This is a genomic window from Cupriavidus sp. 207A1 (assembly GCF_057798955.1).
Window position 1 is genome coordinate 539,777 of record NZ_JBYOJO010000001.1, and the last position, 21,198, is coordinate 560,974.

At 69.0% G+C, this 21,198-nt stretch carries 20 protein-coding genes; 13 read left to right on the forward strand and 7 right to left on the reverse strand.

From position 1 onward, the window contains the following. Window positions 1-39 precede the first annotated feature (39 nt). The 3 genes from AC3FMM_RS02435 to AC3FMM_RS02445 form a co-directional block, all read right to left on the reverse strand. Window positions 40-531 carry a DUF421 domain-containing protein gene (locus tag AC3FMM_RS02435; protein WP_115712596.1) on the reverse strand — a complete coding sequence of 164 codons (492 nt, stop codon included), beginning with the start codon at window positions 529-531 and terminating at the stop codon, window positions 40-42. Between the two features lie 144 nt (window positions 532-675). Next, a complete protein-coding gene (locus AC3FMM_RS02440; RefSeq protein WP_115712598.1) occupies window positions 676-1,674 on the reverse strand; it encodes a Bug family tripartite tricarboxylate transporter substrate binding protein in 999 nt (332 codons plus the stop codon). A 100-nt stretch (window positions 1,675-1,774) separates the two neighbouring features. After that, the gene (locus tag AC3FMM_RS02445) at window positions 1,775-2,878 is read right to left on the reverse strand and encodes a porin (protein WP_115712600.1); all 1,104 of its coding nucleotides are present in this window, start codon (window positions 2,876-2,878) and stop codon (window positions 1,775-1,777) included. A 323-nt stretch (window positions 2,879-3,201) separates the two neighbouring features. On the opposite strand from AC3FMM_RS02445, the gene AC3FMM_RS02450 reads away from it, so the two are divergent. From AC3FMM_RS02450 to AC3FMM_RS02510, 13 genes are all read left to right on the forward strand, one after another. Then, complete coding sequence (locus tag AC3FMM_RS02450) at window positions 3,202-4,080, forward strand: alpha/beta fold hydrolase (RefSeq protein ID WP_488686072.1); 879 nt, start codon at window positions 3,202-3,204, stop codon at window positions 4,078-4,080. Between the two features lie 247 nt (window positions 4,081-4,327). Further along, complete coding sequence (locus AC3FMM_RS02455) at window positions 4,328-4,633, forward strand: recombinase-like helix-turn-helix domain-containing protein (RefSeq protein ID WP_240987740.1); 306 nt, start codon at window positions 4,328-4,330, stop codon at window positions 4,631-4,633. Between the two features lie 39 nt (window positions 4,634-4,672). Then, window positions 4,673-5,734, forward strand: coding sequence for an aromatic ring-hydroxylating dioxygenase subunit alpha (locus AC3FMM_RS02460; protein ID WP_414248993.1), 1,062 nt, complete (start codon window positions 4,673-4,675; stop codon window positions 5,732-5,734). Beyond that, window positions 5,727-6,500, forward strand: coding sequence for an SDR family oxidoreductase (locus AC3FMM_RS02465; protein ID WP_414248992.1), 774 nt, complete (start codon window positions 5,727-5,729; stop codon window positions 6,498-6,500). Before AC3FMM_RS02460 ends, AC3FMM_RS02465 begins: the two co-directional genes overlap by 8 nt. Before the next feature lie 35 nt (window positions 6,501-6,535). Then, window positions 6,536-7,072 (forward strand): cupin domain-containing protein, encoded by a 537-nt coding sequence (locus tag AC3FMM_RS02470; protein ID WP_115712610.1) that lies wholly within the window; start codon window positions 6,536-6,538, stop codon window positions 7,070-7,072. 32 nt (window positions 7,073-7,104) lie between these two features. Next, window positions 7,105-7,956: an IclR family transcriptional regulator gene (locus tag AC3FMM_RS02475; RefSeq protein ID WP_116313581.1), complete on the forward strand. Its 852-nt coding sequence runs from the start codon at window positions 7,105-7,107 to the stop codon at window positions 7,954-7,956. A gap of 5 nt (window positions 7,957-7,961) precedes the next feature. After that, entirely contained in the window at window positions 7,962-8,765 is an 804-nt protein-coding gene (locus tag AC3FMM_RS02480) for an SDR family oxidoreductase (protein ID WP_115712614.1), read from the forward strand. Continuing rightward, window positions 8,758-10,473, forward strand: a complete 1,716-nt coding sequence (locus AC3FMM_RS02485) for a thiamine pyrophosphate-binding protein (RefSeq protein ID WP_488686073.1) — start codon at window positions 8,758-8,760, stop codon at window positions 10,471-10,473. The genes AC3FMM_RS02480 and AC3FMM_RS02485 overlap by 8 nt, the downstream gene beginning before the upstream one ends. Window positions 10,474-10,485: 12 nt before the next feature. Further along, window positions 10,486-11,286: an aspartate dehydrogenase gene (locus AC3FMM_RS02490; RefSeq protein ID WP_115681542.1), complete on the forward strand. Its 801-nt coding sequence runs from the start codon at window positions 10,486-10,488 to the stop codon at window positions 11,284-11,286. 40 nt (window positions 11,287-11,326) lie between these two features. Then, entirely contained in the window at window positions 11,327-12,805 is a 1,479-nt protein-coding gene (locus tag AC3FMM_RS02495) for an aldehyde dehydrogenase (protein ID WP_116313583.1), read from the forward strand. 23 nt (window positions 12,806-12,828) lie between these two features. After that, window positions 12,829-13,803 (forward strand): VOC family protein, encoded by a 975-nt coding sequence (locus AC3FMM_RS02500; RefSeq protein ID WP_488686074.1) that lies wholly within the window; start codon window positions 12,829-12,831, stop codon window positions 13,801-13,803. Between the two features lie 30 nt (window positions 13,804-13,833). Continuing rightward, the gene (locus AC3FMM_RS02505; protein ID WP_488686075.1) at window positions 13,834-14,790 is read left to right on the forward strand and encodes a PDR/VanB family oxidoreductase; all 957 of its coding nucleotides are present in this window, start codon (window positions 13,834-13,836) and stop codon (window positions 14,788-14,790) included. A gap of 238 nt (window positions 14,791-15,028) precedes the next feature. Then, window positions 15,029-16,450, forward strand: coding sequence for an MFS transporter (locus tag AC3FMM_RS02510; protein WP_488686076.1), 1,422 nt, complete (start codon window positions 15,029-15,031; stop codon window positions 16,448-16,450). Window positions 16,451-16,454: 4 nt separating this feature from the next. Here AC3FMM_RS02510 and AC3FMM_RS02515 read toward each other — a convergent pair whose 3' ends face one another. The 4 genes from AC3FMM_RS02515 to AC3FMM_RS02530 all read right to left on the reverse strand — a co-directional run bounded on the left by AC3FMM_RS02515 (window position 16,455) and on the right by AC3FMM_RS02530 (window position 21,197). Beyond that, complete coding sequence (locus AC3FMM_RS02515; protein WP_488686077.1) at window positions 16,455-18,587, reverse strand: acetate--CoA ligase family protein; 2,133 nt, start codon at window positions 18,585-18,587, stop codon at window positions 16,455-16,457. A gap of 28 nt (window positions 18,588-18,615) precedes the next feature. Then, window positions 18,616-19,602, reverse strand: coding sequence for a tripartite tricarboxylate transporter substrate binding protein (locus AC3FMM_RS02520; RefSeq protein WP_488686078.1), 987 nt, complete (start codon window positions 19,600-19,602; stop codon window positions 18,616-18,618). A 90-nt stretch (window positions 19,603-19,692) separates the two neighbouring features. Then, the gene (locus tag AC3FMM_RS02525; RefSeq protein ID WP_115712625.1) at window positions 19,693-20,058 is read right to left on the reverse strand and encodes a Zn-ribbon domain-containing OB-fold protein; all 366 of its coding nucleotides are present in this window, start codon (window positions 20,056-20,058) and stop codon (window positions 19,693-19,695) included. Next, window positions 20,055-21,197, reverse strand: a complete 1,143-nt coding sequence (locus AC3FMM_RS02530) for a thiolase family protein (RefSeq protein WP_115712626.1) — start codon at window positions 21,195-21,197, stop codon at window positions 20,055-20,057. The genes AC3FMM_RS02525 and AC3FMM_RS02530 overlap by 4 nt, the downstream gene beginning before the upstream one ends. Window position 21,198 lies beyond the last annotated feature (1 nt).

Sequence of the window (21,198 nt, forward strand, 5' to 3'; positions counted from 1 at the left end):
GCGACCCGGCGGGCTTTTGCTTGTGGCGGGCCCGGAGGCCTACTCCTTCTTGATCACGCTGACCTTGCCATCGGCTTCGAGGTAGAGCGCCTTGACGCCTTCGATGGAATCGACGCCATGCTGGCGGTACTTGGCCTCGAGTTCCTCGTCGGTGATGTTCTCGCGCCGCATGTTCTCGTGCAGTTTGACGCCGTCGCGCACCAGCAGCACCTTCTTGGCTTCGGCAAAGCGCTGGAAGCCCGGGTATTTGTAGGCGAGGAAGTCGATCAGCCGGTTCCAGGCGATCAGCGTGATTACCAGCAGCACGGCGTCGGCCACGCCTTCGCCCTTGCCCGCCATGCCGTTCTGCGCCGCGTCGGCGACGATGACAATCAGCAGCAGGTCGGCGATGCCCATCGAGCCGATATCGCGCCGCACCACGAAGCGGAACAGCAGGAACAGCGACCAGTACATGACCGTGCCGCGCACGATGGTTTCGAGCGGCGAGACGGTGAAGAAGAGCGCTTCACGCCAGTCGATAGAAAAGTCCATGCCGGCACCGGTGCAACATTCTTGCCAGCCGGCGGACAGCCTGGAGCGGCCGCGCCGTGGCGCCGGCGCCGCTATATCGCAGGTATCGAATGGTAGTTCTTACAGGCACGCAGCGGCCTCGCTGGCCGTGCCTGCGAACCACGGTCAGTCGGCCTGGATGCCGAACTCCTTCACGACCTTGGTGTAGCGCGAGGTATCGCTGGCGATCAGCCTGGACAGAACGGCCGGCTCGCCGCCGGATGGCGTGACGGCGATGGTGGCCATGCGCGCCACCACGTCGGGCATTTTCAGGATCTCGTTGACGTGCGCGTTGAGCGTGCGCACCACCTCGGGCGGCATGTTCTTCGGCCCCAGCAGCGCCTGCCAGGCGCCGATCTCGACATCCTTGTAGCCCAGTTCGGCCAGCGTCGGCACGTTGGGCGCGAACGGCGAGCGTTTCTGGTCGGCCACCGCCAGCGGCACCAGGCTGCCGTTGCCGACGTACTGCGAAATCGCGCCGTAGGTGATGTAGGTGACCGGCACCTGGCCGCCGATCACGTCGACGATGGCGGGCGCCAGGCCGCGGTATGGCACCTGGCTGATCTTGATGCCGGCAGACTTGTTGAACAGCTCGCCCATGATGTGCATCGGCGAGCCGTTGCCCGGGGTGGCATAGGTCTCGACCTTGCCGGCCTTGGCGCGCGCCACCAGGTCGCTGACCTTGGTGATGCCGGTGCCCTTGTTGACCACCACGAACAGCGACTGCGTGCCGATCTGGCTGATCGGCGTGAAGTCTTGCTGCACGTCGTAGCTGGCGCCGGTGCCGGCGCGCAGCACCAGCGGCGCGATGGCGACGGTGTTGGGCGCCAGCAGCAGCGTGTGGCCGTCCGGGTTGGCGCGCGCCACGTAGGCGCTGCCGATGGTGCCTGCGGCGCCGGTGCGGTTTTCCACCACCACGGATTGCTTCAGGCGCGGGGCGAGCTTCTCGGCCAGCATGCGTGCCAGCACGTCGACGTCGCCGCCGGCGGGGTAGGCGACGACGATGGTGACGGGCTTGCTCGGGTACGAACCCTGGGCCAGCGCGCCGTTGGCGCCCAGCAAGGCGGCGGGAGCGAGCGTGGCGGCGGCCAGGGTGGCCAGGAGGTGGCGTCGTGCGGACTTCATGATCTTCAGACCTCGGTAAAACCGGGCACCGGCCCGGGGGCGGTGCCGCGTGGAGTGGAATCCGGCGCGCGGCGCCGGCGGCGACGATGGATCGACGGACTCAGAAAATGTGCTTGATGCCGAGCATCGAGCCCCACTGGTTCTCGCCCGGACGCGGGGCCGAACCGGGCGAGCCGCCGCTGACCGACATGGCAAGCTGGCCACCGTTGTTGATAAAGCCCGCGGTGGCATAGACCGAGGTGCGCTTGCTGAAACTGTAGGTCGCGCGCAGCGCGTACAGCATGGCCTGGTTGTCGCTGCCGTGATAGTTCAGGAAGTACACCTGCCCGGCCAGGTTGACCGCGGGCGTGATGTCGTGCGAGACGCCGGCGTAGTACAGGTCGCTGACCGGCGTCGGGCTGCCCTCGTTGTCGCGGCGGATCCAGCCGGCGCCGAGCTTGGTGTTCTTCAGCAGCATGTAGCCGCCCAGCGACAGGCGATCGTCGGTCAGGTTGCTGCTGGTCAGGCCGCCGAAAGCGCCGGGGCCACCGCGCTGCGAGTCGTACGCCGCGATCACGCCCCAGGTCTTGTTGTCGTAGCCGACCATGGCCGACCATTCGCGGCACGCCTTCTTGTCGGCGGGGTTCTCGCCCGCGCAGTTGGTGCCGGCGGGGCTGGGCCCGGCGTTGACCGCGTCGCGCCCGAAGCTGTAGGTGGCGCCGACGACGAAACCGTTGAAGTTGGCCTTGTACGCGACCGCATTGTCGGCGCGCGTATTGGGCAGGTAGCTGTCCAGCGAGCCGGAGCCGTAGACGTTGGGCCCCAGGATATCGCTGTCCAGGATGGCCCAGAACAGCATGGTGTACTGGCGACCGAACGACAGCTGGCCGTAGGGGTTGCTCAGGCCCACCAGCGCCTGGCGCCCGAACAGGCGGCCGCCCTGGTTGGCGCTGCCGGTGTCCGGCGAGAAGCCCGATTCCAGCACGAACAGGCCCTTCAGCCCGCCGCCCAGGTCTTCCGTGCCGCGGATACCCCAGCGCGACGGCACCGTGGCGGTGTTGTTGGGCATGCGCACCAGGCCGTCGCCGTTGGCGCCGACATTGCTGACGTATTCGACGCCGCTGTCGATCACGCCGTACAGCGTCACCGACGATTGCGCCGATTGCGCCGAGGCCAGCAGGGGGGAGGCCGCAAGCAGCGCCGCGGCGGTTCGTGCAAGTTTCATCTACCAGTTTCCTTCCGTTTTCCGTCTTGTGGTGTTTTGCTCTTGTGCTCCGGTACCCCTGCGGATGGCGGCACCGGATGTCGTCTTCGTCTCTTTTGTGTTTTATATATGGAACATCAAACAACATAAGAAACGCTTGGCAAAATATAGCCGTGACTTTCCGGAACATGTGAGGAGGGTTATCCCTAAAGCGGCGGGCCCGGACGGCGCCGGTTGGCGTGGCGACGCCGTTTGGAGGCAGGCCTATCGTTAACCCTGATCCCGGTAGCCCTTGTGCAGCGCCTATGCTTAAAGGGTTTTATTTGCCAACTACAGTTTTATATATGGAACAAAATCAGCGTCAGACGCTTGTCGAACCGGACCGTGGCGTGCTGGACGCCCTGGACAGCGGCTTTGCCCAGCGCGTGGCGCAGGTGGATGGCGAGCGCGTGGCCTACCGCTGCGGCGGCGGCTCCGGGCCGGTGGTGGTGCTGCTGCATGGCATCAGCTCCGGGGCGGCGTCGTGGCTGCCCTGCGCCAGCCTGCTCGCCGCGCATGCGCGCGTGATCGCCTGGGACGCGCCGGGCTACGGCGATTCCTCGCCGCTGGCGCAGGCCCGGCCGCTGGCCGTGGACTATGCGCGGCGACTCGAGGGCCTGCTGGCGGCGCTCGGCGTGCAGCCGACGCTGGTGATCGGGCATTCGCTGGGCGCGCTGATGGCGGCCGCCTATGCCGCCACCGCGCGCGAGCTACCAGATCGCCTGCTGCTGCTGAGCGTGGCGCAAGGCTACGGCGCGCCTGGCAAGGAGGCGCAGGCCAGCGCGGTGGCAAGCCAGCGCCTGGAGGCGCTGGCTTCGCTGGGCGTCGACGGGCTGGCGCAGCGCGGCCCGGCCCGGCTGCTCAGCGAAGCGGCCGATGCGGGCGCGCAGGCCTGGGTGCGCTGGAACATGCGGCGGCTGAACCCGGACGGCTATCGCCAGGCGGTGGCGATGCTGTGCGGCGACGACATCGATGCCTACCTGGCGCGGCGCCCCGACCGGCTGCCAACGCAGATCGCCTGCGGCGGCCGCGATATCGTCACCACGCCGCCGGCCTGCGCGGCGCTGGCAGAACGCTTCGGCCTGCCGTTCTCGCTGATCCCGGATGCCGGGCACGCCTGCTATATCGACCAGGCCGCTGCCACGGCGCGTCTGATCCGTTCGGCCCTGTCGGCCGGGCAGTGATCCCCGCGGCGGCGTCTGCCGCCGCAGTCCCGCAAAGGCGGCGCCGACATGTGCCGCGCCGCCGGGCAATCTGCCCAGTCGCGGGTTAACCCCAGTCAATTTTTAGGCCGTCGTTGTCTATAGTCGTACCTGTGTTCAATATCTAAACCAGTGTTTCATTAGTAAAACGTAGCGCGGCAGCCAGCAGACCGGCCGACCACGCACGCGGAACACGGTCCCCCAGCTGCAAGACATGGAGCCAAGCGCAATGGAAAGCCTCTCGTACAACCCGAACCTGGTGCCCTGGGAGCGTCCGGCGCCGAACAACGTGGCAGGCAAGGGCCATATCGAGCGACCCGGCAAGGTCGCCAACATCGTCTGGCAGACCCGCGCCAGCGCCCCGAGCGCTTATGAGAACGCGCTGGGCGACGCGCTCGAAGCTGCCTTCGAGGGCGGCGCGCAGAACCCGCAGGACATCGTGCGCGCGTTCAACGCCGCCGGCTTCCTGACCGTCGACAGCCAGCCCTGGACCGAAGAGCGCTTCCTGTCGGAAATGCGCCGCCTGGGCGCCTGAGCCCCCGCCGCCCCAGCACAGCGTCTAAGCGAGAACCACATGGAATCGAACAAGCAAGCCCGCGCCGAAGCCCGCCTCAACACCGGCCTGCGCAACTACTGGTACCCCGTCGCCGCCTCGTGGGCCGTGTCCCACGCCCCGATCGGCATCACCCGCCTGAGCCAGAACATCGTGCTTTGGCGCGATGGCGCCGGCCAGGTCCACGCGCTGGAAGACCGCTGCCCGCACCGCGGCGCGCGCCTGTCGATGGGCTGGAACCTGGGCGACCGCGTTGCCTGCTGGTACCACGGCGTCGAGGTCGGCGGCGACGGCCAGGTCAAGAGCGTGCCGGCGGTGGAAAGCTGCCCGCTGGAAGGCCGCACCTGCGTGCGCACCTATCCGGTGCAGGAGAAGGCCGGCGCGATCTTCCTGTGGTTCGGCGACCAGGCCCCGCAGGGCGAAGGCAGCCCGGACGAGCTGCGCCTGCCGGAAGAGCTGGTCAGCGACGAACACAGCAACTTCCTGTGCGTGGCGCACTGGGACTGCAACTACCGCTACGCCATCGACAACGTGATGGACCCGATGCACGGCGCCTACCTGCATGCGGTGTCGCACTCGATGGCCTCCGGCGAGAAGTCCGCGGTGATGCAGATCCGCGAGACCGAGCACGGCCTGGTGTTCGAGAAGACCGGCCAGCGCGGCGTCAACTTCGACTGGGTGGAATTCGGCGAGACCGGCACGCTGTGGCTGCGCCTGGCGATCCCGTACCGCGCCAAGGTCGGCCCCGGCGGTCCGTTCGGCATCGTCGGCATGGCCACGCCGGTGGATGAAGACCACTGCATGGTGTTCTTCTGGCGTACCCGCCACGTGCAGGGCTGGGAACGCGACGTGTGGCGCTTCCTGTATCGCAACCGCCTGGAGCAGCTGCACTGGGACGTGCTGGAGCAGGACCGCGTGGTGCTGGAAATGATGGCGCCGAACGCCCGCGACCACGAGATGCTGTACCAGCACGACGCCGGCATCACCCGCGTGCGCCGTCTGCTCAAGCGCCGCGCCGAGCAGGAAGTCGCCGACGAGCCGGTTGCCATGCTGAAGCCCGCCGGAGCCGCCAGCCATGCCTGAGTCCATCGCCAACAACACGCTGCTGGCCGGCCGCAAGGTGCTGGTCACCGGTGCCGCGCGCGGCCTGGGCCTTGCCTTCGCCAGGTCGCTGGCCGAAGCCGGCGCCAGCGTGGCCATGGCCGATATCCTGGCCGAACGCCTGCAGCAGGAAGCCGACGCACTGCGCGCCCGCGGCCTGAAGGTGGTGCCGGTCACGCTGGACCTGTCGGATCCCGCCTCGGTGCAGGCTTGCGCCGACGCCGCGGTGAAGGCACTGGGCGGCCTCGACGGCCTGGTCAACAACGCCGCCGTGACCGACTCCGGCGGCCGCGACGCCAGCGCCATCGACATTGCCACCTGGGACCGCGTGATGAACGTCAACGTGCGCGGCACCTGGCTGATGACTGCCGCCTGCCTGCCGGCGCTGCGCGCCAGCGGACGTGGCGCGGTGGTCAACCTGGCCTCTGACACGCCGCTGTGGGGCGCGCCCAACCTGCTCGCCTACGTGGCCAGCAAGAGCGCCATCATCGGCATGACCCGTTCGCTGGCACGCGAACTGGGCCGCGACCAGATCACGGTCAACGCCGTGGCGCCGGGCCTGACGCTGGTCGAAGCCACCGAGTACGTGCCCCAGCACCGGCACGACCTGTACCGCGAGCAACGCGCGATCTCGCGCGAGCAACTGCCCGACGATGTCTGCGGCGCGGTGCTGTTTGCATTGTCCGACCTCGCCCGGTTCGTGACCGGCCAGACGCTGGCGGTCAACGGCGGCTTTGTCATGCATTGATCCGAAATCCACTGAAGAAAACCGAAGGAATCCAAATGAGCGATCTTTCCCAACAGCAAAACATCAAACGTTCCTGGGACCAGCCGGACGGCGCCTCGTTCGACCAGTGGATGGAAAGCCGCGTGGCGCGCTTCTCCACGCGCAAGTACGACTGGGACGCGCTGAAGTTCCAGGCCGATTACGACCCCAAGTACCGCCGCGCGCAGATGCGCTACCTGGGCACCGGCGGCACCGGCGTGGCCGCGGACACCAACACCGTGCCGTCGGAGCACTTCACCTTCTCGACGATGATCATCCCGGCCGGCCATGAAGGCCCGTCGCACCTGCACACCGACGTGGAGGAGGTGTTCTTCATCCTGCGCGGCAAGATCAAGCTGATCCTGGAAAAGGATGGCGAGCGCTTCGAGACCATCCTGACCGACCGCGACCTGGTCTCGGTGCCGCCGGGCGTGTACCGCGAGGAAATCAATATCGGCGAGGAAGACGCGCTGATGTGCGTGATGCTCGGCGCCAAGAAGCCGATCACGCCGACCTACCCGCCCGAGCATCCGCTGACCAAGGTCAAGCGCTGACGCGCCCATCGGCCCGACCGCATGCCCCGACCATGAGCACCAACGCCATCCCGACGACGCCAGCCGCCAACGAGACCCCGGACAAGTACATCGTTCCGGGCCTGGAACGCGGCCTGCGCCTGCTCGGCGAGTTCAGCAGCAAGGACCGCACCATGTCGGCCGCGGAACTGGCGCGCCGCCTGAAGGTGCCGCGCTCCACCGTGTTCCGCCTGCTGGCCACGCTGGAAATGCTGGGCTTTGTCGAGCGCGCCGATGGCGGGCGGGATTTCCGGCTGGGCATGGCGGTGCTGCGGCTCGGGTTCGAGTACCTGGCGTCGCTGGAGCTGACCGAGCTGGGCCGACCGCTGCTGGAGCGGCTTCGCGACGAGATCGGCTACCCGACCAACCTGGTGGTGCGCGACGGCCGTTCGATCGTCTACGTGGCCAAGGCGGTGTCGCCGCGGCCCTTCGCCAGCTCGGTCAACGTCGGCACGCGCTTGCCCGCGCATGCCACGGTGCTGGGCCGGGTGCTGCTGGAAGACCTGTCGCTGGCGGACCTGCGCGCACTTTACCCGGAGCCGCAGCTGGAAGTGTTCTCCGACAGCACGCCGCGCACGGTCGATGCGCTCTTCGCCATCGTCCAGCGCGACCGCGAGCGCGGCTACGTGCTGCAGGAAGGCTTTTTCGAATCGAGCATCTCGACCATTGCCGCGCCGGTGCGCGACCGCACCGGCAAGGTGGTGGCGGCGCTGGGCGCCACCATCCCCGCCGCGCATATCGATCCGGAACAGCTGGACGCGATGGTGGAGAAGGTGAGGAACACCGCGGGCGAGCTGTCGCGCCTGCTCGACTACCGGCCGTCGCTGCACAGCGCCGGCAAGGTCGTGAATCTGTATCGGGAGTGAGGACAATGTCCATGATTGAACTCGGCGGCAAGGTTGCCGTCGTCACCGGCGGGTCCTCCGGCATCGGGCTGGCGACCGTCGAGCTGCTGCTCGAAGCGGGCGCCGGCGTCGCCATGTGCGGCCGCGACGAAGCGCGCCTGCGCAGCGCCGAAGCGCAGCTGCGAGAGAAATTCGCCGGCTGCCGGCTTTATGCCGCCACCTGCGACGTGCTCAAGCCGGAGCAGGTTGCCGCCTTCGCGGCCGACGTGCAGCAGAAGCTGGGCAACGTCGACATGCTGGTCAACAACGCCGGCCAGGGCCGTGTGTCCACCTTCGCCAATACCGAAGACGCGGCCTGGATGGACGAACTGCAGCTCAAGTTCTTCTCCGTGATCCACCCGACGCGCGCGTTCCTGCCGCAACTGGAGAAGTCCGGCCAGGGCGCGATCGTCTGCGTCAACTCGCTGCTGGCGCAGCAGCCGGAGCCGCACATGGTGGCCACCTCCGCCGCGCGCGCCGGCGTGCTGAACCTGGTGCGCTCGATGGCCACCGAATTCGCGCCCAGGGGTGTCCGCGTCAACGGCATCCTGATCGGGCTGGTCGAATCGGGCCAGTGGCGCCGCCGCTTCGAGGCGCGCCCCGAAGCAGACCGCCACCTGGACTGGGCCGCGTGGACCGCGCGCCTGGCCCAGCAGAAACATATTCCCCTTGGCCGCCTGGGCCTGCCCGTCGAGGCAGCCCGCGCCATCCTGTTCCTTGCCTCGCCGTTGTCTTCGTACACCACGGGCAGCCATATCGATATCTCCGGAGGACACTCCCGTCATGCCTAATCAACACCAGTACGAACAACCGCAGGTCACCGTCGGCTGCGCCATCACGGCGTTTCTCGAGCAGTGCGGGGTCAAGGCCGCGTTCGGCGTGATCTCGATCCACAACATGCCGATCCTCGACGCCATGGGCGAGCGCGGCAAGATCCGCTTCGTGCCGGCACGCGGCGAAGCGGGCGGCACCAATATGGCCGACGCCTACGCCCGCACCACCGGCGGCCTGGGCGTGTGCCTGACCAGCACCGGCACCGCCGCGGGCAACGCCGCCGGCGCCATGGTCGAAGCGCTGACCGCCGGCACGCCGATGCTCCATATCACCGGCCAGATCGAGACCCCGTACCTGGACCAGAGCCTGGCCTACATCCACGAGGCGCCGGACCAGCTCAGCATGCTGAAGGCCGTGTCGAAGGCCGCGTTCCGCATCCGCAGCGCCGACACCGCGATCAGCACCATCAAGCTGGCGGTGCAGACCGCGCTGACGGCACCGACCGGCCCGGTCAGCGTGGAGATCCCCATCGACATCCAGGCCGCGCTGATCGACCTGCCGGCCGACCTGCAGCCGCTGCCGGTGCCGCAGCACGTGCCGTCGGCGCATGCGCTGGACGCGCTGGCCGAGCGCCTGGTGAAGGCGAAGCGCCCGCTGCTGTGGCTGGGCGGCGGCGCGCGCCATGCCAGCAAGCAGGTGCAGCGCCTGCTGGACCTGGGCTTCGGCGTGGTCACCAGCACCCAGGGCCGCGGCATCGTGCCGGAAGACGATCCGCGCTCGCTGGGTGCATTCAACCTGCACAAGCCGGTCGAGGCCTTTTACCAGAGCTGCGACGCGATGCTGGTGGTGGGCTCGCGCCTGCGCGGCAATGAAACCCTGAAGTACGAACTGAAGCTGCCGCGCCCGCTGCTGCGCATCGACGCCGATCCCGCCGCCGAAGGCCGCTGCTATATGAGCGACTACTTTGTCAGCGGCGACGCCGCGCTGGCGCTTGACGCCCTGGCGGATCGGCTCGAAAAGCGCATGCAGATCGACCCGGCCTTCGCCGCCGACCTGCGCCGCGCGCACGACACCGCGGTCAACAGCCTGGTCGAAGGCCTGGGTCCGTACTCGGCGCTGGTGCAGGCGCTGCAGGGCGCGGTCGGCCGCAACTTCAACTGGGTGCGCGACGTGACCGTGTCGAACAGCACCTGGGGCAACCGCCAGCTGCGCATCTTCGACTCCCGCGCCGGCGTGCATGCGCTGGGCGGCGGCATCGGCCAGGGCCTGGCGATGGGCATCGGCGCCGCGATCGGCGCCGCGGCCACGGCTTCGGGCAAGAAGACCTTCACGCTGGCCGGCGACGGTGGCTTCATCCTGAACCTGGGCGAACTGGCCACGGCGGTGCAGGAGCGCGCCGACATGGTCATCGTGCTGATGAACGACAAGGGCTACGGCGTCATCAAGAACATCCAGGACGCGCAATACGGCGGCCGCCGCCACTATGTGGACCTGCATACGCCGGACTACGCCACGCTGGCGAAGTCGCTGTCGCTGCGCCACGCGCGCGTCAGCAACCTGGCCGAGGTCGGTGCCGCGCTCGAGGCGGCCAAGGCCGAATCCGGCCCGTTCCTGCTGGAAATCGACATGCTGTCGATCGGTTCCTTCAAGACCATCTTCGCCGGCCCCCCGGTGAACAAGGACAACGAAGAGCCGGCCCGCGAACAAACCACTGTCACCGCCTGAGGGAGAGCCGCAATGCTGCATGTGTCCATGGTTGGCTGCGGCGCGATCGGCCGCGGCGTGCTGGAATTGCTCAAGAGCGATCCGGACGTGGTGTTTGACGTGGTGATCGTGCCGGAGCACACGATGGATGAGGCCCGTGGCGCGGTCTCCGCGCTGGCACCGCGTGCCCGCGTCGCTACCCACCTGGACGACCAGCGGCCCGACCTGCTGGTCGAGTGCGCCGGCCACCATGCGCTGGAAGAGCACATCGTGCCGGCGCTGGAGCGCGGCATCCCGTGCATGGTGGTGTCGGTGGGCGCGCTGTCCGAACCCGGCATGGCCGAGCGGCTGGAAGCGGCGGCGCGCCGCGGCGGCACCCAGGTGCAGCTGCTGTCCGGCGCGATCGGCGCCATCGACGCGCTGGCAGCGGCGCGCGTCGGCGGGCTGGATGAAGTGATCTACACCGGCCGCAAGCCGGCGCGCGCCTGGACTGGCACCCCGGCCGAGCAGCTCTTCGATCTGGATGCGCTGACCGAAGCCACGGTGATCTTCGAAGGCACGGCGCGCGATGCGGCGCGCCTGTATCCGAAGAACGCCAATGTCGCCGCCACGGTGTCGCTGGCAGGCCTCGGCCTGGACCGCACCTCGGTCAAGCTGCTGGCCGACCCGCATGCGGTGGAGAACGTGCACCACGTGGAAGCGCGCGGAGCGTTCGGCGGGTTTGAACTGACGATGCGGGGCAAGCCGCTCGCGGCGAATCCCAAGACTTCCGCGCTGACGGTGTTCAGCGTGGTGCGCGCACTGGGCAACCGCGCGCACGCGGTATCGATCTAGCCCCGGCAGCCACGCCCCACAGACTTAGCAGGCAACGACAATGAAGACGCAAGAAGTACTCCCCATCTGCATCGCCGGCGAATGGCGCCTGGGGACCGGCGACCGCTACGGCACCCGCTACCCGGCTACCGGCGAGGTGGTGGCCGAACTCAACGCCGCCAGCCTGGCTGACGTGGAAGAGGCAGTGCAGGGCGCCCACCATGCCTTCCTCACCAGCGGCTGGGCCCGGCGCAAGCCGCACGAGCGCGCCGCCGTGCTGTACCGCGTGGCCGAACTGATTCGCGCACAAGCCGAACCGCTGGCACAACGCCAGCGCCTCGATAACGGCAAGCCCATCAGCGAAACGCGCGCGCTGGTGGCCAGCGCCGCCGGCACCTTCCAGTTCTTTGCCGCCGCCTGCGAGACGCTGGAAGAAACCATCACGCCGCAGCGCGGCGACTGCCTGACCATGAGCGTCTACGAGCCGATGGGCGTGGTCGCGGCGATCACGCCGTGGAATTCGCCGATCGCCAGCGAAGCGCAGAAGATGGCGCCCGCGCTCGCCGCCGGCAATGCCGTGGTGGTCAAGCCGGCCGAAGTCACGCCACTGATGGCACTGGAACTGGCGCGCATCTGCGAAGAAGCCGGCGTGCCCAAGGGCCTGATCAGCGTGCTGCCGGGCAAGGGCTCGGTGATCGGCGACGCCATCACCAAGCATCCGCTGGTGCGCCGCGTGTCGTTCACCGGCGGCACCACCACCGGCAAGCACATCGCCCATATCGCCGCCGACAAGATGATGCCGGTGTCGCTGGAGCTGGGCGGCAAGTCGCCGACCATGGTGTTCGACGACGCCGACCTCGACCACGCGGTCAATGGCGTGCTGTACGGCATCTTCAGCTCGTCGGGCGAGTCGTGCATCGCCGGCTCGCGCCTGTTCGTCGCGCGCTCGCAGTACGAGCCGTTCATCGACCGCCTGGCGGCCGCCGCTTCGCACCTGCGCGTTGGCGATCCCGCGGACGAACGCACCCAGATGGGGCCGCTGATCACCGACCGCCACCGCGACAGCATCGAGTCCTACGTCGCGACCGGCGTGCACGAAGGCGGCCAACTGCGCACCGGCGGCGTGCGTCCCGACGTGGCCGGCCTGCCCAACGGCTACTTCTACACGCCCACCATCATCGAAGGCCTGGATAACAACGCCCGCATCTGCCAGGAAGAGATCTTCGGGCCGGTGCTGGTGGCGATCCCGTTCGACGACGAGGACGACCTGATCGAACAGGCCAACGACAGCGTCTACGCGCTTGCCGCCGGCATCTGGACGCGCGACTACAAACGCGCGTGGCGCGTGGCACGTGCGGTGCAGGCGGGTAATGTGTGGATCAACACCTACAAGCAGTTCTCGATCTCGACGCCCTTCGGCGGCTGGCGCGACAGCGGCCTGGGCCGCGAGAAGGGACGGCTGGGCATCCTGCAGTACATGGAGCAGAAAAGCGTGTACTGGGGCCTGAACGAACAACCGCTGCCGTGGGCCAGCCACTGAACCCGGCACGCAGGAGAGAAGCAATGATCAAGGTATTGGGAATCGACGAGATCGTCTACGGCGCGGATGACTTTGACGCCTGCCGTGGCTTTTTCTCGGACTGGGGCCTGGCCATCAAGCGCGACGACGCGCAGGGCCTGGACTTCGAAACGCTGAACGGCTGCCGCGTGCTGGTGCGCCGCATCGACGATGCTTCGCTGCCGCCCGCGATCGAGGCCGGCCCGACGCTGCGCGAAGTGGTGTGGGGGGTCGAGTCGCAGGCATCGCTCGATCATCTGGCTGACGCGATCGCCGATGAGCCGGGCTTTGTGAAGCAAGGCGAAGGCGCCGCGCTGCGCATCGGCTGCACCGACCCGAATGGCCTGGCGGTGCGTTTCCAGGTTACGCGCAAGCATGACGTGCAGGTCGAATGCGCGCTGATGAATACGTGGAACGACAAGCCGCGCATGAACCAGCGCAGCCCGATCTACGACCACGCCACGCCGATCGAAGTCGGCCACGTGGTGTTTTTCGTGAAGGACGTCAAGGCCACCGAGCAGTTCTATGTGGAGAAGTTCGGCTTCGTGCCGTCCGACCGCTACCCGGACCGCGGCGCGTTCCTGCGCTGCACCGCGGACGGCGGCCACCACGACCTGTTCCTGCTGCAGCTGCCGGAACCGAAGAGCGGGCTGAACCACGTCGCGTTCACCGTGCGCGATATCCACGAAGTGTTTGGCGGCGGTATGCACGTCTCGCGCAAGGGCTGGGACACGCAGCTCGGCCCGGGCCGGCACCCGATTTCCTCGGCCTACTTCTGGTATTTCAAGAACCCGGCCGGCGGCCTGATCGAGTACTACGCCGATGAAGACCAGCTCGACGAACACTGGGAGGCGCGCGCCTTCGAGCCGGGCCCGACCATGTTCGCCGAATGGGCGATCGAGGGCGGCATCGACGGCAACACCCGCCGCCAGAAGAACGCCGGCGGCCCGGCAGGCAAGTTCCTGACCGAGAAGCGGTAAGAGAGAGAAGCGCAACAGAAGGAAGCAGCAATGAGTGCCCACCAGTCCCTTACCCTGCGCGTCCAGGCCATGCGTTTTGAAGCGCGCGGCGTGGTCAGCATCGAACTGCAAGATCCCGAAGGGAAGACCCTGCCCGAGTACAGCCCGGGCGCCCATATCGACCTGCACCTGGGCAACGGCCTGGTGCGCAGCTACTCGCTGTGCGGCGCGCCGGAAGCGCGCAACCGCTACACCGTGGGCGTGCTGCTGGACCGCGGCAGCCGCGGCGGCTCGCGCTACGTGCACGAGCAGCTGCGCGTGGGCACCACGCTGACGGTGGGCGCACCGCGCAACAACTTCGAGCTGGACGAAAGCGCAGCGCATACCGTGCTGGTCGCCGGCGGCATCGGCGTCACGCCGATCGTCTGCATGGCGCGCCGGCTGGCCGAGCTGGGCAAGTCGTTCACGCTGATCTACTGCGCGCGTTCGCGCGCCGAGGCGGCGTTCGTCGAACCGCTGTCGGCCTATGGCGACGCGGTGCGCTTCCACTTCGACGACGAAGCGGGCGCGCCGCCGGACCTGGAGGCAATGCTGGGCGGACAGGATGCGCAGACGCACTTCTATTGCTGCGGCCCGGGCCCGATGCTGAATGCGTTCGAGGGTGCGTGCGAGGCGCATGCCTACCCCAATGTCCATATCGAGCGCTTCGCCGCCGACCCGTCGACCGAGGCGGTGCAGGAAGGCGAATACGTGGTGCAGCTGTCGCGCACCGGCTCGCTGGTGAAGGTGCCTTCGGGCAAGTCGCTGCTCGACGCGCTGCTCGACTCCGGCGTCGAGGTCGAATACAGCTGCCGCGAAGGCGTGTGCGGCTCGTGCGAGACCGCCGTGCTGGAAGGCTGCCCCGACCACCGCGACAGCGTGCTGAGCAACAGCGAGCGCGCCAGCAACAAGACCATGATGGTGTGCGTGTCCGGTTGCAAGGGCAGCAAGCTGGTGCTGGATTTGTAATCCCGCCGAACATCGCCAGAACACCGACGGTGTTCCCCTCTCCCCTCACGGGGAGAGGGCAGGGTGAGGGGTGGTTTAACAAGTCGCCACGCCACCAGAACCGCCGCCCCTCACCCCCGTCCCCTCTCCCGCAAGCGGGAGAGGGGAGCAAACCTCCCGCTTGCGGGCAGCCCCCAGAATCTACCGAGAAGTTCCCGTGCTAACCCAGAGACAAGACGCAGCGTCCCCCGGCGCACCGGTGGCCGCCACCGCAGGTATCGTGACCACGGCCGACAGTGCCGGCCAGGGCGCCGCAGCCACCGCCCGCAGCGGCCCGGTCACGCGCGGCAACATCGTCGCCCGCATCGAGCGCATGCCGGGCAACGCCATGCATGTCCGCGCCCGGCTGCTGATCGGCCTGGCCACCTTCTTCGATGGCTTCGATGTCATCGCCATCGCCGCCACGCTGCCGCTGCTGATCGCGCAGTGGTCGCTGACGCCGGCGCAGATCGGCGTGCTGATCGCGGCGCCCTCGGTCGGCCAGCTGGTCGGTGCGCTGCTGTTCCCCGGGTTGGCCGAGCGCTTCGGCCGCTTGCGCTCGATCGGCTGGAGCGCGGGCATCATCGGCCTGATGAGCATTGCCTGTGGCTTCGCGCCGTCGTTCGAGATCTTCCTGCTGCTGCGCATCGTGCAGGGCCTGGGCCTTGGCGGCGAACTGCCGGTGGCCGCCACCTATATCAACGAAGTCACGCGCGCGCACGGCCGCGGGCGCTTCGTGCTGCTGTACGAGGTGGTGTTCCCGATCGGCCTGATGGTATCCAACGGCGTAGGTGCCTGGCTGGTGCCGCACTATGGCTGGGAGGTCATGTACTTCATCGGCGGCGTCCCGCTGGTGCTGTTCTTCCTCCTGAAGCGCGTGATCCCCGAATCGCCACGCTGGCTGGCCGAGAAGGGCCGCCTGGAAGAAGCCGACGTCGCGCTGCGCGCGTTCGAGGCGCGCGCCAAAGGACCGCTGCCGCCGCCGCAGAATGCCAGCGCCTACGACCGCATGACCCAGCACCCGCGCCGCCGCGTGCGGGACCTGGTCAGCAAGGCCTACGTAGGGCGCACCATGGCGGTGTGGATGCTGTGGGCCACCTGCGGCTTCATCCAGTACGGGCTGTCGACCTGGCTGCCCACGGTCTACAAGACCGTCTACCATGCGCCGCTGCAGCTGGCGCTGAACCTGGCAGCCGCGGCATCGGTGCTGGGCGTGGTGGGGTCGCTGGTCTGCGCCATGATTGTCGACAAGGTCGGGCGCAAGCCGGTGATCAACGTCTCGTTCCTGCTGTGCGCGCTGTCGCTGGTGCTGGCGGGCGTGTTCCACGCCGCCAGCGTGTACGTGGTGGCGACCTTCTGCGCGCTGGCGATGGGCTTCCTCGCCAGCGGCTTCATCACCGCCTACGTCTATACGCCGGAGCTGTACCCGACCAGCGTGCGAGCCATGGGCTGCGGCCTCGGCGGGGCTTGGCTGAAGCTGGCCGCGATCTTCGCGCCGGGGCTGATCGCCAGCACCATCGGCAGCGGCGACCTGAGCTTCGCCTTCTTTGCGCTGTCGGTGGTGCCGGCGCTGGCGGCCGTCACCGTGCATTGCCTGGGCATCGAGACCAAGGGACGGGTGCTGGAGGAGCTGGAGGTCTGACCGGTCAACGTGCCCGTGCGCGTTCCTCAGCCGCGCACGGCAGCGACGTCTCTGGCACCTCGATCAACGCATCGACCACCACCACGCCCTGCGGGCTTGCCATCACCGGGTTGAGATCGACCGAGCGGATCGCGCCGCCGGCGGCATGGACCAGGTCGCCCACCTGGACCGCCAGCCGGCACAGCGCGCCGATGTCGACCGCGGGTTCGTCGCGCACCCCGTGCAGCAGCGGCGCGATACGCAGCCGCTCCAGCGCCCGCGCCACGTCGGCCTCCCGGCACGGCGCCAGCAGCACCGCGGTATCGCGCAGCGCTTCCACATACTTGCCGCCATCGCCGGCCACCAGCACCGCGCCGAGCACCGGATCCCAGTGTGCGCCGATCATGCATTCGCGCTGGCCGCGCGCCATGCGCGCCACCACGACGCCCTCGCAAGTGGCGCCCATGGCGCTGAGTGTGCGGTTCTGCAAGGTGAAGGCGCTGGCGACGGCTTGGGGGTCGTTACAGTGCAGGGCAACCAGCCCATGCTCGCTCTTGTGGGGAACCTGCGGCGAGCTGGCCTTGACCGCGACCGGCGCGCCGATGCGCCGCCATGCGGTCACCGCGGCATCGACATCCTGGCACAGGTAGTGCTCGACGACCGGCATGCCGGCGGCGGCAAGGCGGGCCAGGCTGGCGGCCTCGCTGAGCGTCACGCTCGCGGAGTTATCTGCCGGCGACGCAGGGGCTGCGGGCAGCGGCGGCTCGCCTTCCTGCGCGATCTGCCGCAGGCGCTGCCGGTGCGACACCAGCTGCCCCAGCGCCGCCAGCGCTTCGGCGGCACTGGCGAAGGTGGGCACGCCGGCTTGGCGAAAGGCCTCGGCCACCGGTGCCTGCCATACCGCGACGGCGATCGGTTTGCCCGCGGTGTCGGCAAACACGGCGGCGTCGCGGGCAAAGCGCGGTACGTCATAGCCCATGCCGGACACGGGGATGTCGAGCAGGAACAGGTCCGCGGCCGGATCGCGTGCCACCACCGGCAGGACCTCGCCGAACAGCGCGCTGTTGTTCAGCAGCGCGGCGGTGACATCGACCGGATTGGCGGTGGCGGCGAAGCCGGGCAGGCGCTGCGCCAGCGCGGCCTGCGTGTGTCCGGATAGCGGCGCCAGCGTCAGCCCGCACGAGGGTGCGGCATCGGCCGCCATCACGCAGCTCGCGCCGGAATTGCTGACCACCACCAGTCGCCTTCCCTCGGGTTGCCAGCCGCGCAGGTACATCGGCGCGCAGCGCGCCAATGCGTGCGCATCGTCGACGCGCCAGATGCCGTGGCCCTGCAGGAAGGCATCGACCGCGCGGTCCTCGTTGGCGATGGCGCCGGTATGCGACGCGGCGGCGCGCTGCCCGTCCTGCGAGCGCCCGGCCTTGACCGCCACTACCGGCACGTTGCGCGCCCGCGCCACGCGCGCCGCTGCGGCCAGCACCTCGGGGTCGGACAGGCTTTCCAGGTACAGCAGCACCAGCCGCACGCCAGGATCGTGGGCCACGGCCAGCGCCAGCTCGCTGACGGTGATGTCGGCCTGGTTGCCGGTGGCATGCATGTGGCGCACGCCGATGCCCTGGCCGCGCAGCAGCCCGTAGACCATTGCCGCCACGCCGCCGCTCTGGCTGACCACGGCGACCGGCCCGTCCTGCGGCGGCACTTCGATGAACATGGTCGAGAAGCTGGCGATGGCGCCGCTGCCGAAGTTGGCCAGCCCCTGGCTGTTGGGGCCGACCAGCCGCAGGCCGCTGGTGCGCGCGGCGCGCATCATCTCGTCCTGCTGGCGCCGGCCTTCGGCACCGGCCTCGCCGAAGCCCGACGCGATCACGATGGCCGCCGCCACGCCCAGTCGCGCGCAGTCGCGCACGGCCTGCACGGCGGCGTCGCCCGCGACGATGACGATGGCCAGCTCGGGGACTTCCGGCAGCGCATCGAGCGAGGCAAAGGCGCGCAGGCCCTGGATGGTGTCGCGCTGCGGATTGATGGGGTAGAGAGTGCCGGCGTAGCCGTGCGTCTGCATGTAATGGATGGGCCGGCCGCCGATCTTGTGGATGTTGTCGGAGGCGCCGATCACGGCGATGGAGCGGGGGGCGAGCAGGGGCTGGAGAGGCGTCGTCATGTTGGGAGGCGTGAGTGTTGCGTCGGGGTTAGTCAACGGTGGCGCCGGAGGCCTTGATGACCCGCGCCCATTTGTCGATTTCCCGGTCGAGGAACGTCGCGGTCGCCGCCGGTGCGGTCCATTCCGCGGCAAAGCCCTGCGTGGCAAAGCGCGCGCGCACGTCCGCATCGTCGAGCACGGATTTCAGCGCCGTGCCCAGCGTATCCAGCACGGCGGGCGGCGTGCCGGCGGGGGCCAGCAGCGCGTTCCAGGCGGTGGCCTCGTAGCCGGGCAGGCCCGACTGGGCGATGGTCGGCGTGTCGGGCGCGGCCGGCGAGCGTGCCGCGCCCGTGACGGCCAGCGCCCTGAGCTTGCCGTCGCGCACGAATGGCATCGCCGACAGCATGGTGTCGAACATCACCGTGGCCTGGCCGCCCATGACGTCGGTGAGGGCGGGCGCGCTGCCTTTGTACGGCACGTGCGTCATGCGCACGCCGGCCATGCTGTTGAACAGCTCCGCGGCCAGATGAGTGGACTGGCCGTTGCCGGAACTAGCAAAGGTGACTTGCCCCGGCCTGGCCCGGGCGAGTGCGATCAGCTCCGCGACATTGCCCGCGGGCGTGGCGGGCGCCGTCACCAGCACCAGCGGGCCACGTGTGAGCAGGCTCACCGGGGTGAAGTCCTTGCGCGTGTCGTAGCCGGGCTTGCGGAACAGCGTCATGTTGATCGCATGCGCGGTGGTGGCGACCAGCAGCGTGTAGCCGTCGGGCGCGGCGCGGGCCACCGTCTCGGCGCCGATATTGCCGCCGGCGCCCGGGCGGTTCTCCACCACCAGCGGCTGGCCGAGCCGGTCCGAGAGCTTCTGGCCGACCACGCGCGCGACGATGTCGGTGGGGCCGCCGGGCGGGTAAGGCACCACCAGCCGGATCGGCCTGGCGGGGAAGGATTGCGCCAGCACGGGCGGCGTGGCCGCCGCGGACAGGGCGAGGCAGGAAAACAGGGCGAGCGCGTGCCGCCGGGATGGATTCGGTGCCAAGGGAGTTCTCCGGTTGTGAATGCCGGCTGGAGCGAAGGCGTGGTGCCGGCAGGGGATGGTGGCTGGCGCCTATAGCCAGCTACTCGCCAGCTACTCGCGCAGGAATCGCAGCAGCGTTCCTTCGCCGAAGCGCACGAAGCCGGCACGCACGCGCTCGCCGATCGCCACGCCGGGCTCGGCATGACCCATCACGCGCGGACCTTCGTCCAGCGTGGCCAGCACCAGCGTGTAGGGCGCCAGGGCGCGGAAGGCGTCGGTCGGGGCGCGGCTGATCTCGGTGACGGCATAGATCGTGGCCAGGCCGCCGGCATCGCGCCAGTGCAATTGCCGGCTGCCGCAGGTGCGGCAGGCGTGGCGCGCCAGCGCTTGCCAGGCTCCGCAGTCGTTGCAGCACTGGTACCGCACCACGCCGGCATCGAGTCCGTCGGTATAGGGATGGCGGGTGGGATTGCTCATGGCGCGGCCTCCAGCACCAGGCTGACATGCGACGACAGCACCCCGCCGTCGGCATGAAACAGCGCCCGGCGGCGCTTGCCGAGCTGGCGTTCGCCGGCACGGCCCGCAAGCTGGCGCGCAGCCTCGGCGAGATGCATCAGGCCGCCCGCCACGCCGGAATGGCCAAAGGCCAGCAGCCCACCATGCGGATTGAGCGGCAGCGCGCCCTCGCGGCCGAAATCGCCCGCAAGCAAGCGCGCCTGAGCCTGCCCGCGCGGCGCCAGCCCCAGTTCTTCCAGAAGCATGACCAGGGTGATGGTGAACGAATCGTAGATCGCCAGGCAGTCGATGCTGTCCACGTCGCCTCCGGCCTCGGCGAAGGCGCGCCGCGCGGCGTCGGCGGCGCCGGTCTGCATCACGTCGTCGAGTGCGCCGAGGTGCTGATGCCGGTGAGCCTGGCCGGCGCCGGCGATGCGCACCGGCGTGCCCGCGCCAGGAACGGCGGAGACGATCACCGCGACCGCGCCGTCAGAAATCGGGCAGCAGTCGGACAGCCGCAGCGGCGTGGCGATCGGGCGCGCGGCGCGGGCCTGCGCGAGCGACAGCGGCTCGCGCAGGTGCGCATCCGGATGGCCGGCGGCGTGCTCGCGCATCAGCACCGCGAAGCCGGACAGCGCATCGGTGTCCATGCCAGTCTGGTGCAGGTAGCGCGACGCCAGCAGCGCGTAGTAGGCCGGCACCGAGGCGCCGTTGGGCACTTCTGCATGCGGCTCCCCCACCTGCGCCAGCGTCTGGATGGACTGGTCGCGGCTTTGGCCGCTCAGGCGGTTCTCGCCCGCGACCACCAGCACATGGCGGCAGCGGCCGACGCGCACCAGTTCGTGCGCCAGCATCGCCATCACCCCGCCGGTGGCGCCGCCCGCGGCCACGCCGTGGGCGTAGGCGGGCCTGAGCGACGCGTATTCGCAGAAGCGGTCGGCCAGCATCAGATGCGGCAGCGTGGTGGCGTAGCCGCACAGCACGCCGTCGACATCGGTCCGCGCCAGTCCGGCATCGGCGAGCGCCGCGTCGGCGGCCTGCGCCATCAGCGTCAGCGGCGTGCTGCCGTCGATGCGGCCAAAGCGCGTGTTGCCGGTGCCGCGTACATAGGTGACGTTCATG

What these genes read in the sequence shown, in the direction of transcription:
- AC3FMM_RS02435 (WP_115712596.1), bottom strand. Translation starts at nt 531, where the DNA reads ATGGACTTTTCTATCGACTGGCGTGAAGCGCTCTTCTTCACCGTCTCG.
- AC3FMM_RS02440 (WP_115712598.1), bottom strand. Translation starts at nt 1,674, where the DNA reads ATGAAGTCCGCACGACGCCACCTCCTGGCCACCCTGGCCGCCGCCACG.
- AC3FMM_RS02445 (WP_115712600.1), bottom strand. Translation starts at nt 2,878, where the DNA reads ATGAAACTTGCACGAACCGCCGCGGCGCTGCTTGCGGCCTCCCCCCTG.
- AC3FMM_RS02450 (WP_488686072.1), top strand. Translation starts at nt 3,202, where the DNA reads ATGGAACAAAATCAGCGTCAGACGCTTGTCGAACCGGACCGTGGCGTG.
- AC3FMM_RS02455 (WP_240987740.1), top strand. Translation starts at nt 4,328, where the DNA reads ATGGAAAGCCTCTCGTACAACCCGAACCTGGTGCCCTGGGAGCGTCCG.
- AC3FMM_RS02460 (WP_414248993.1), top strand. Translation starts at nt 4,673, where the DNA reads ATGGAATCGAACAAGCAAGCCCGCGCCGAAGCCCGCCTCAACACCGGC.
- AC3FMM_RS02465 (WP_414248992.1), top strand. Translation starts at nt 5,727, where the DNA reads ATGCCTGAGTCCATCGCCAACAACACGCTGCTGGCCGGCCGCAAGGTG.
- AC3FMM_RS02470 (WP_115712610.1), top strand. Translation starts at nt 6,536, where the DNA reads ATGAGCGATCTTTCCCAACAGCAAAACATCAAACGTTCCTGGGACCAG.
- AC3FMM_RS02475 (WP_116313581.1), top strand. Translation starts at nt 7,105, where the DNA reads ATGAGCACCAACGCCATCCCGACGACGCCAGCCGCCAACGAGACCCCG.
- AC3FMM_RS02480 (WP_115712614.1), top strand. Translation starts at nt 7,962, where the DNA reads ATGTCCATGATTGAACTCGGCGGCAAGGTTGCCGTCGTCACCGGCGGG.
- AC3FMM_RS02485 (WP_488686073.1), top strand. Translation starts at nt 8,758, where the DNA reads ATGCCTAATCAACACCAGTACGAACAACCGCAGGTCACCGTCGGCTGC.
- AC3FMM_RS02490 (WP_115681542.1), top strand. Translation starts at nt 10,486, where the DNA reads ATGCTGCATGTGTCCATGGTTGGCTGCGGCGCGATCGGCCGCGGCGTG.
- AC3FMM_RS02495 (WP_116313583.1), top strand. Translation starts at nt 11,327, where the DNA reads ATGAAGACGCAAGAAGTACTCCCCATCTGCATCGCCGGCGAATGGCGC.
- AC3FMM_RS02500 (WP_488686074.1), top strand. Translation starts at nt 12,829, where the DNA reads ATGATCAAGGTATTGGGAATCGACGAGATCGTCTACGGCGCGGATGAC.
- AC3FMM_RS02505 (WP_488686075.1), top strand. Translation starts at nt 13,834, where the DNA reads ATGAGTGCCCACCAGTCCCTTACCCTGCGCGTCCAGGCCATGCGTTTT.
- AC3FMM_RS02515 (WP_488686077.1), bottom strand. Translation starts at nt 18,587, where the DNA reads ATGACGACGCCTCTCCAGCCCCTGCTCGCCCCCCGCTCCATCGCCGTG.
- AC3FMM_RS02525 (WP_115712625.1), bottom strand. Translation starts at nt 20,058, where the DNA reads ATGAGCAATCCCACCCGCCATCCCTATACCGACGGACTCGATGCCGGC.
- AC3FMM_RS02530 (WP_115712626.1), bottom strand. Translation starts at nt 21,197, where the DNA reads ATGAACGTCACCTATGTACGCGGCACCGGCAACACGCGCTTTGGCCGC.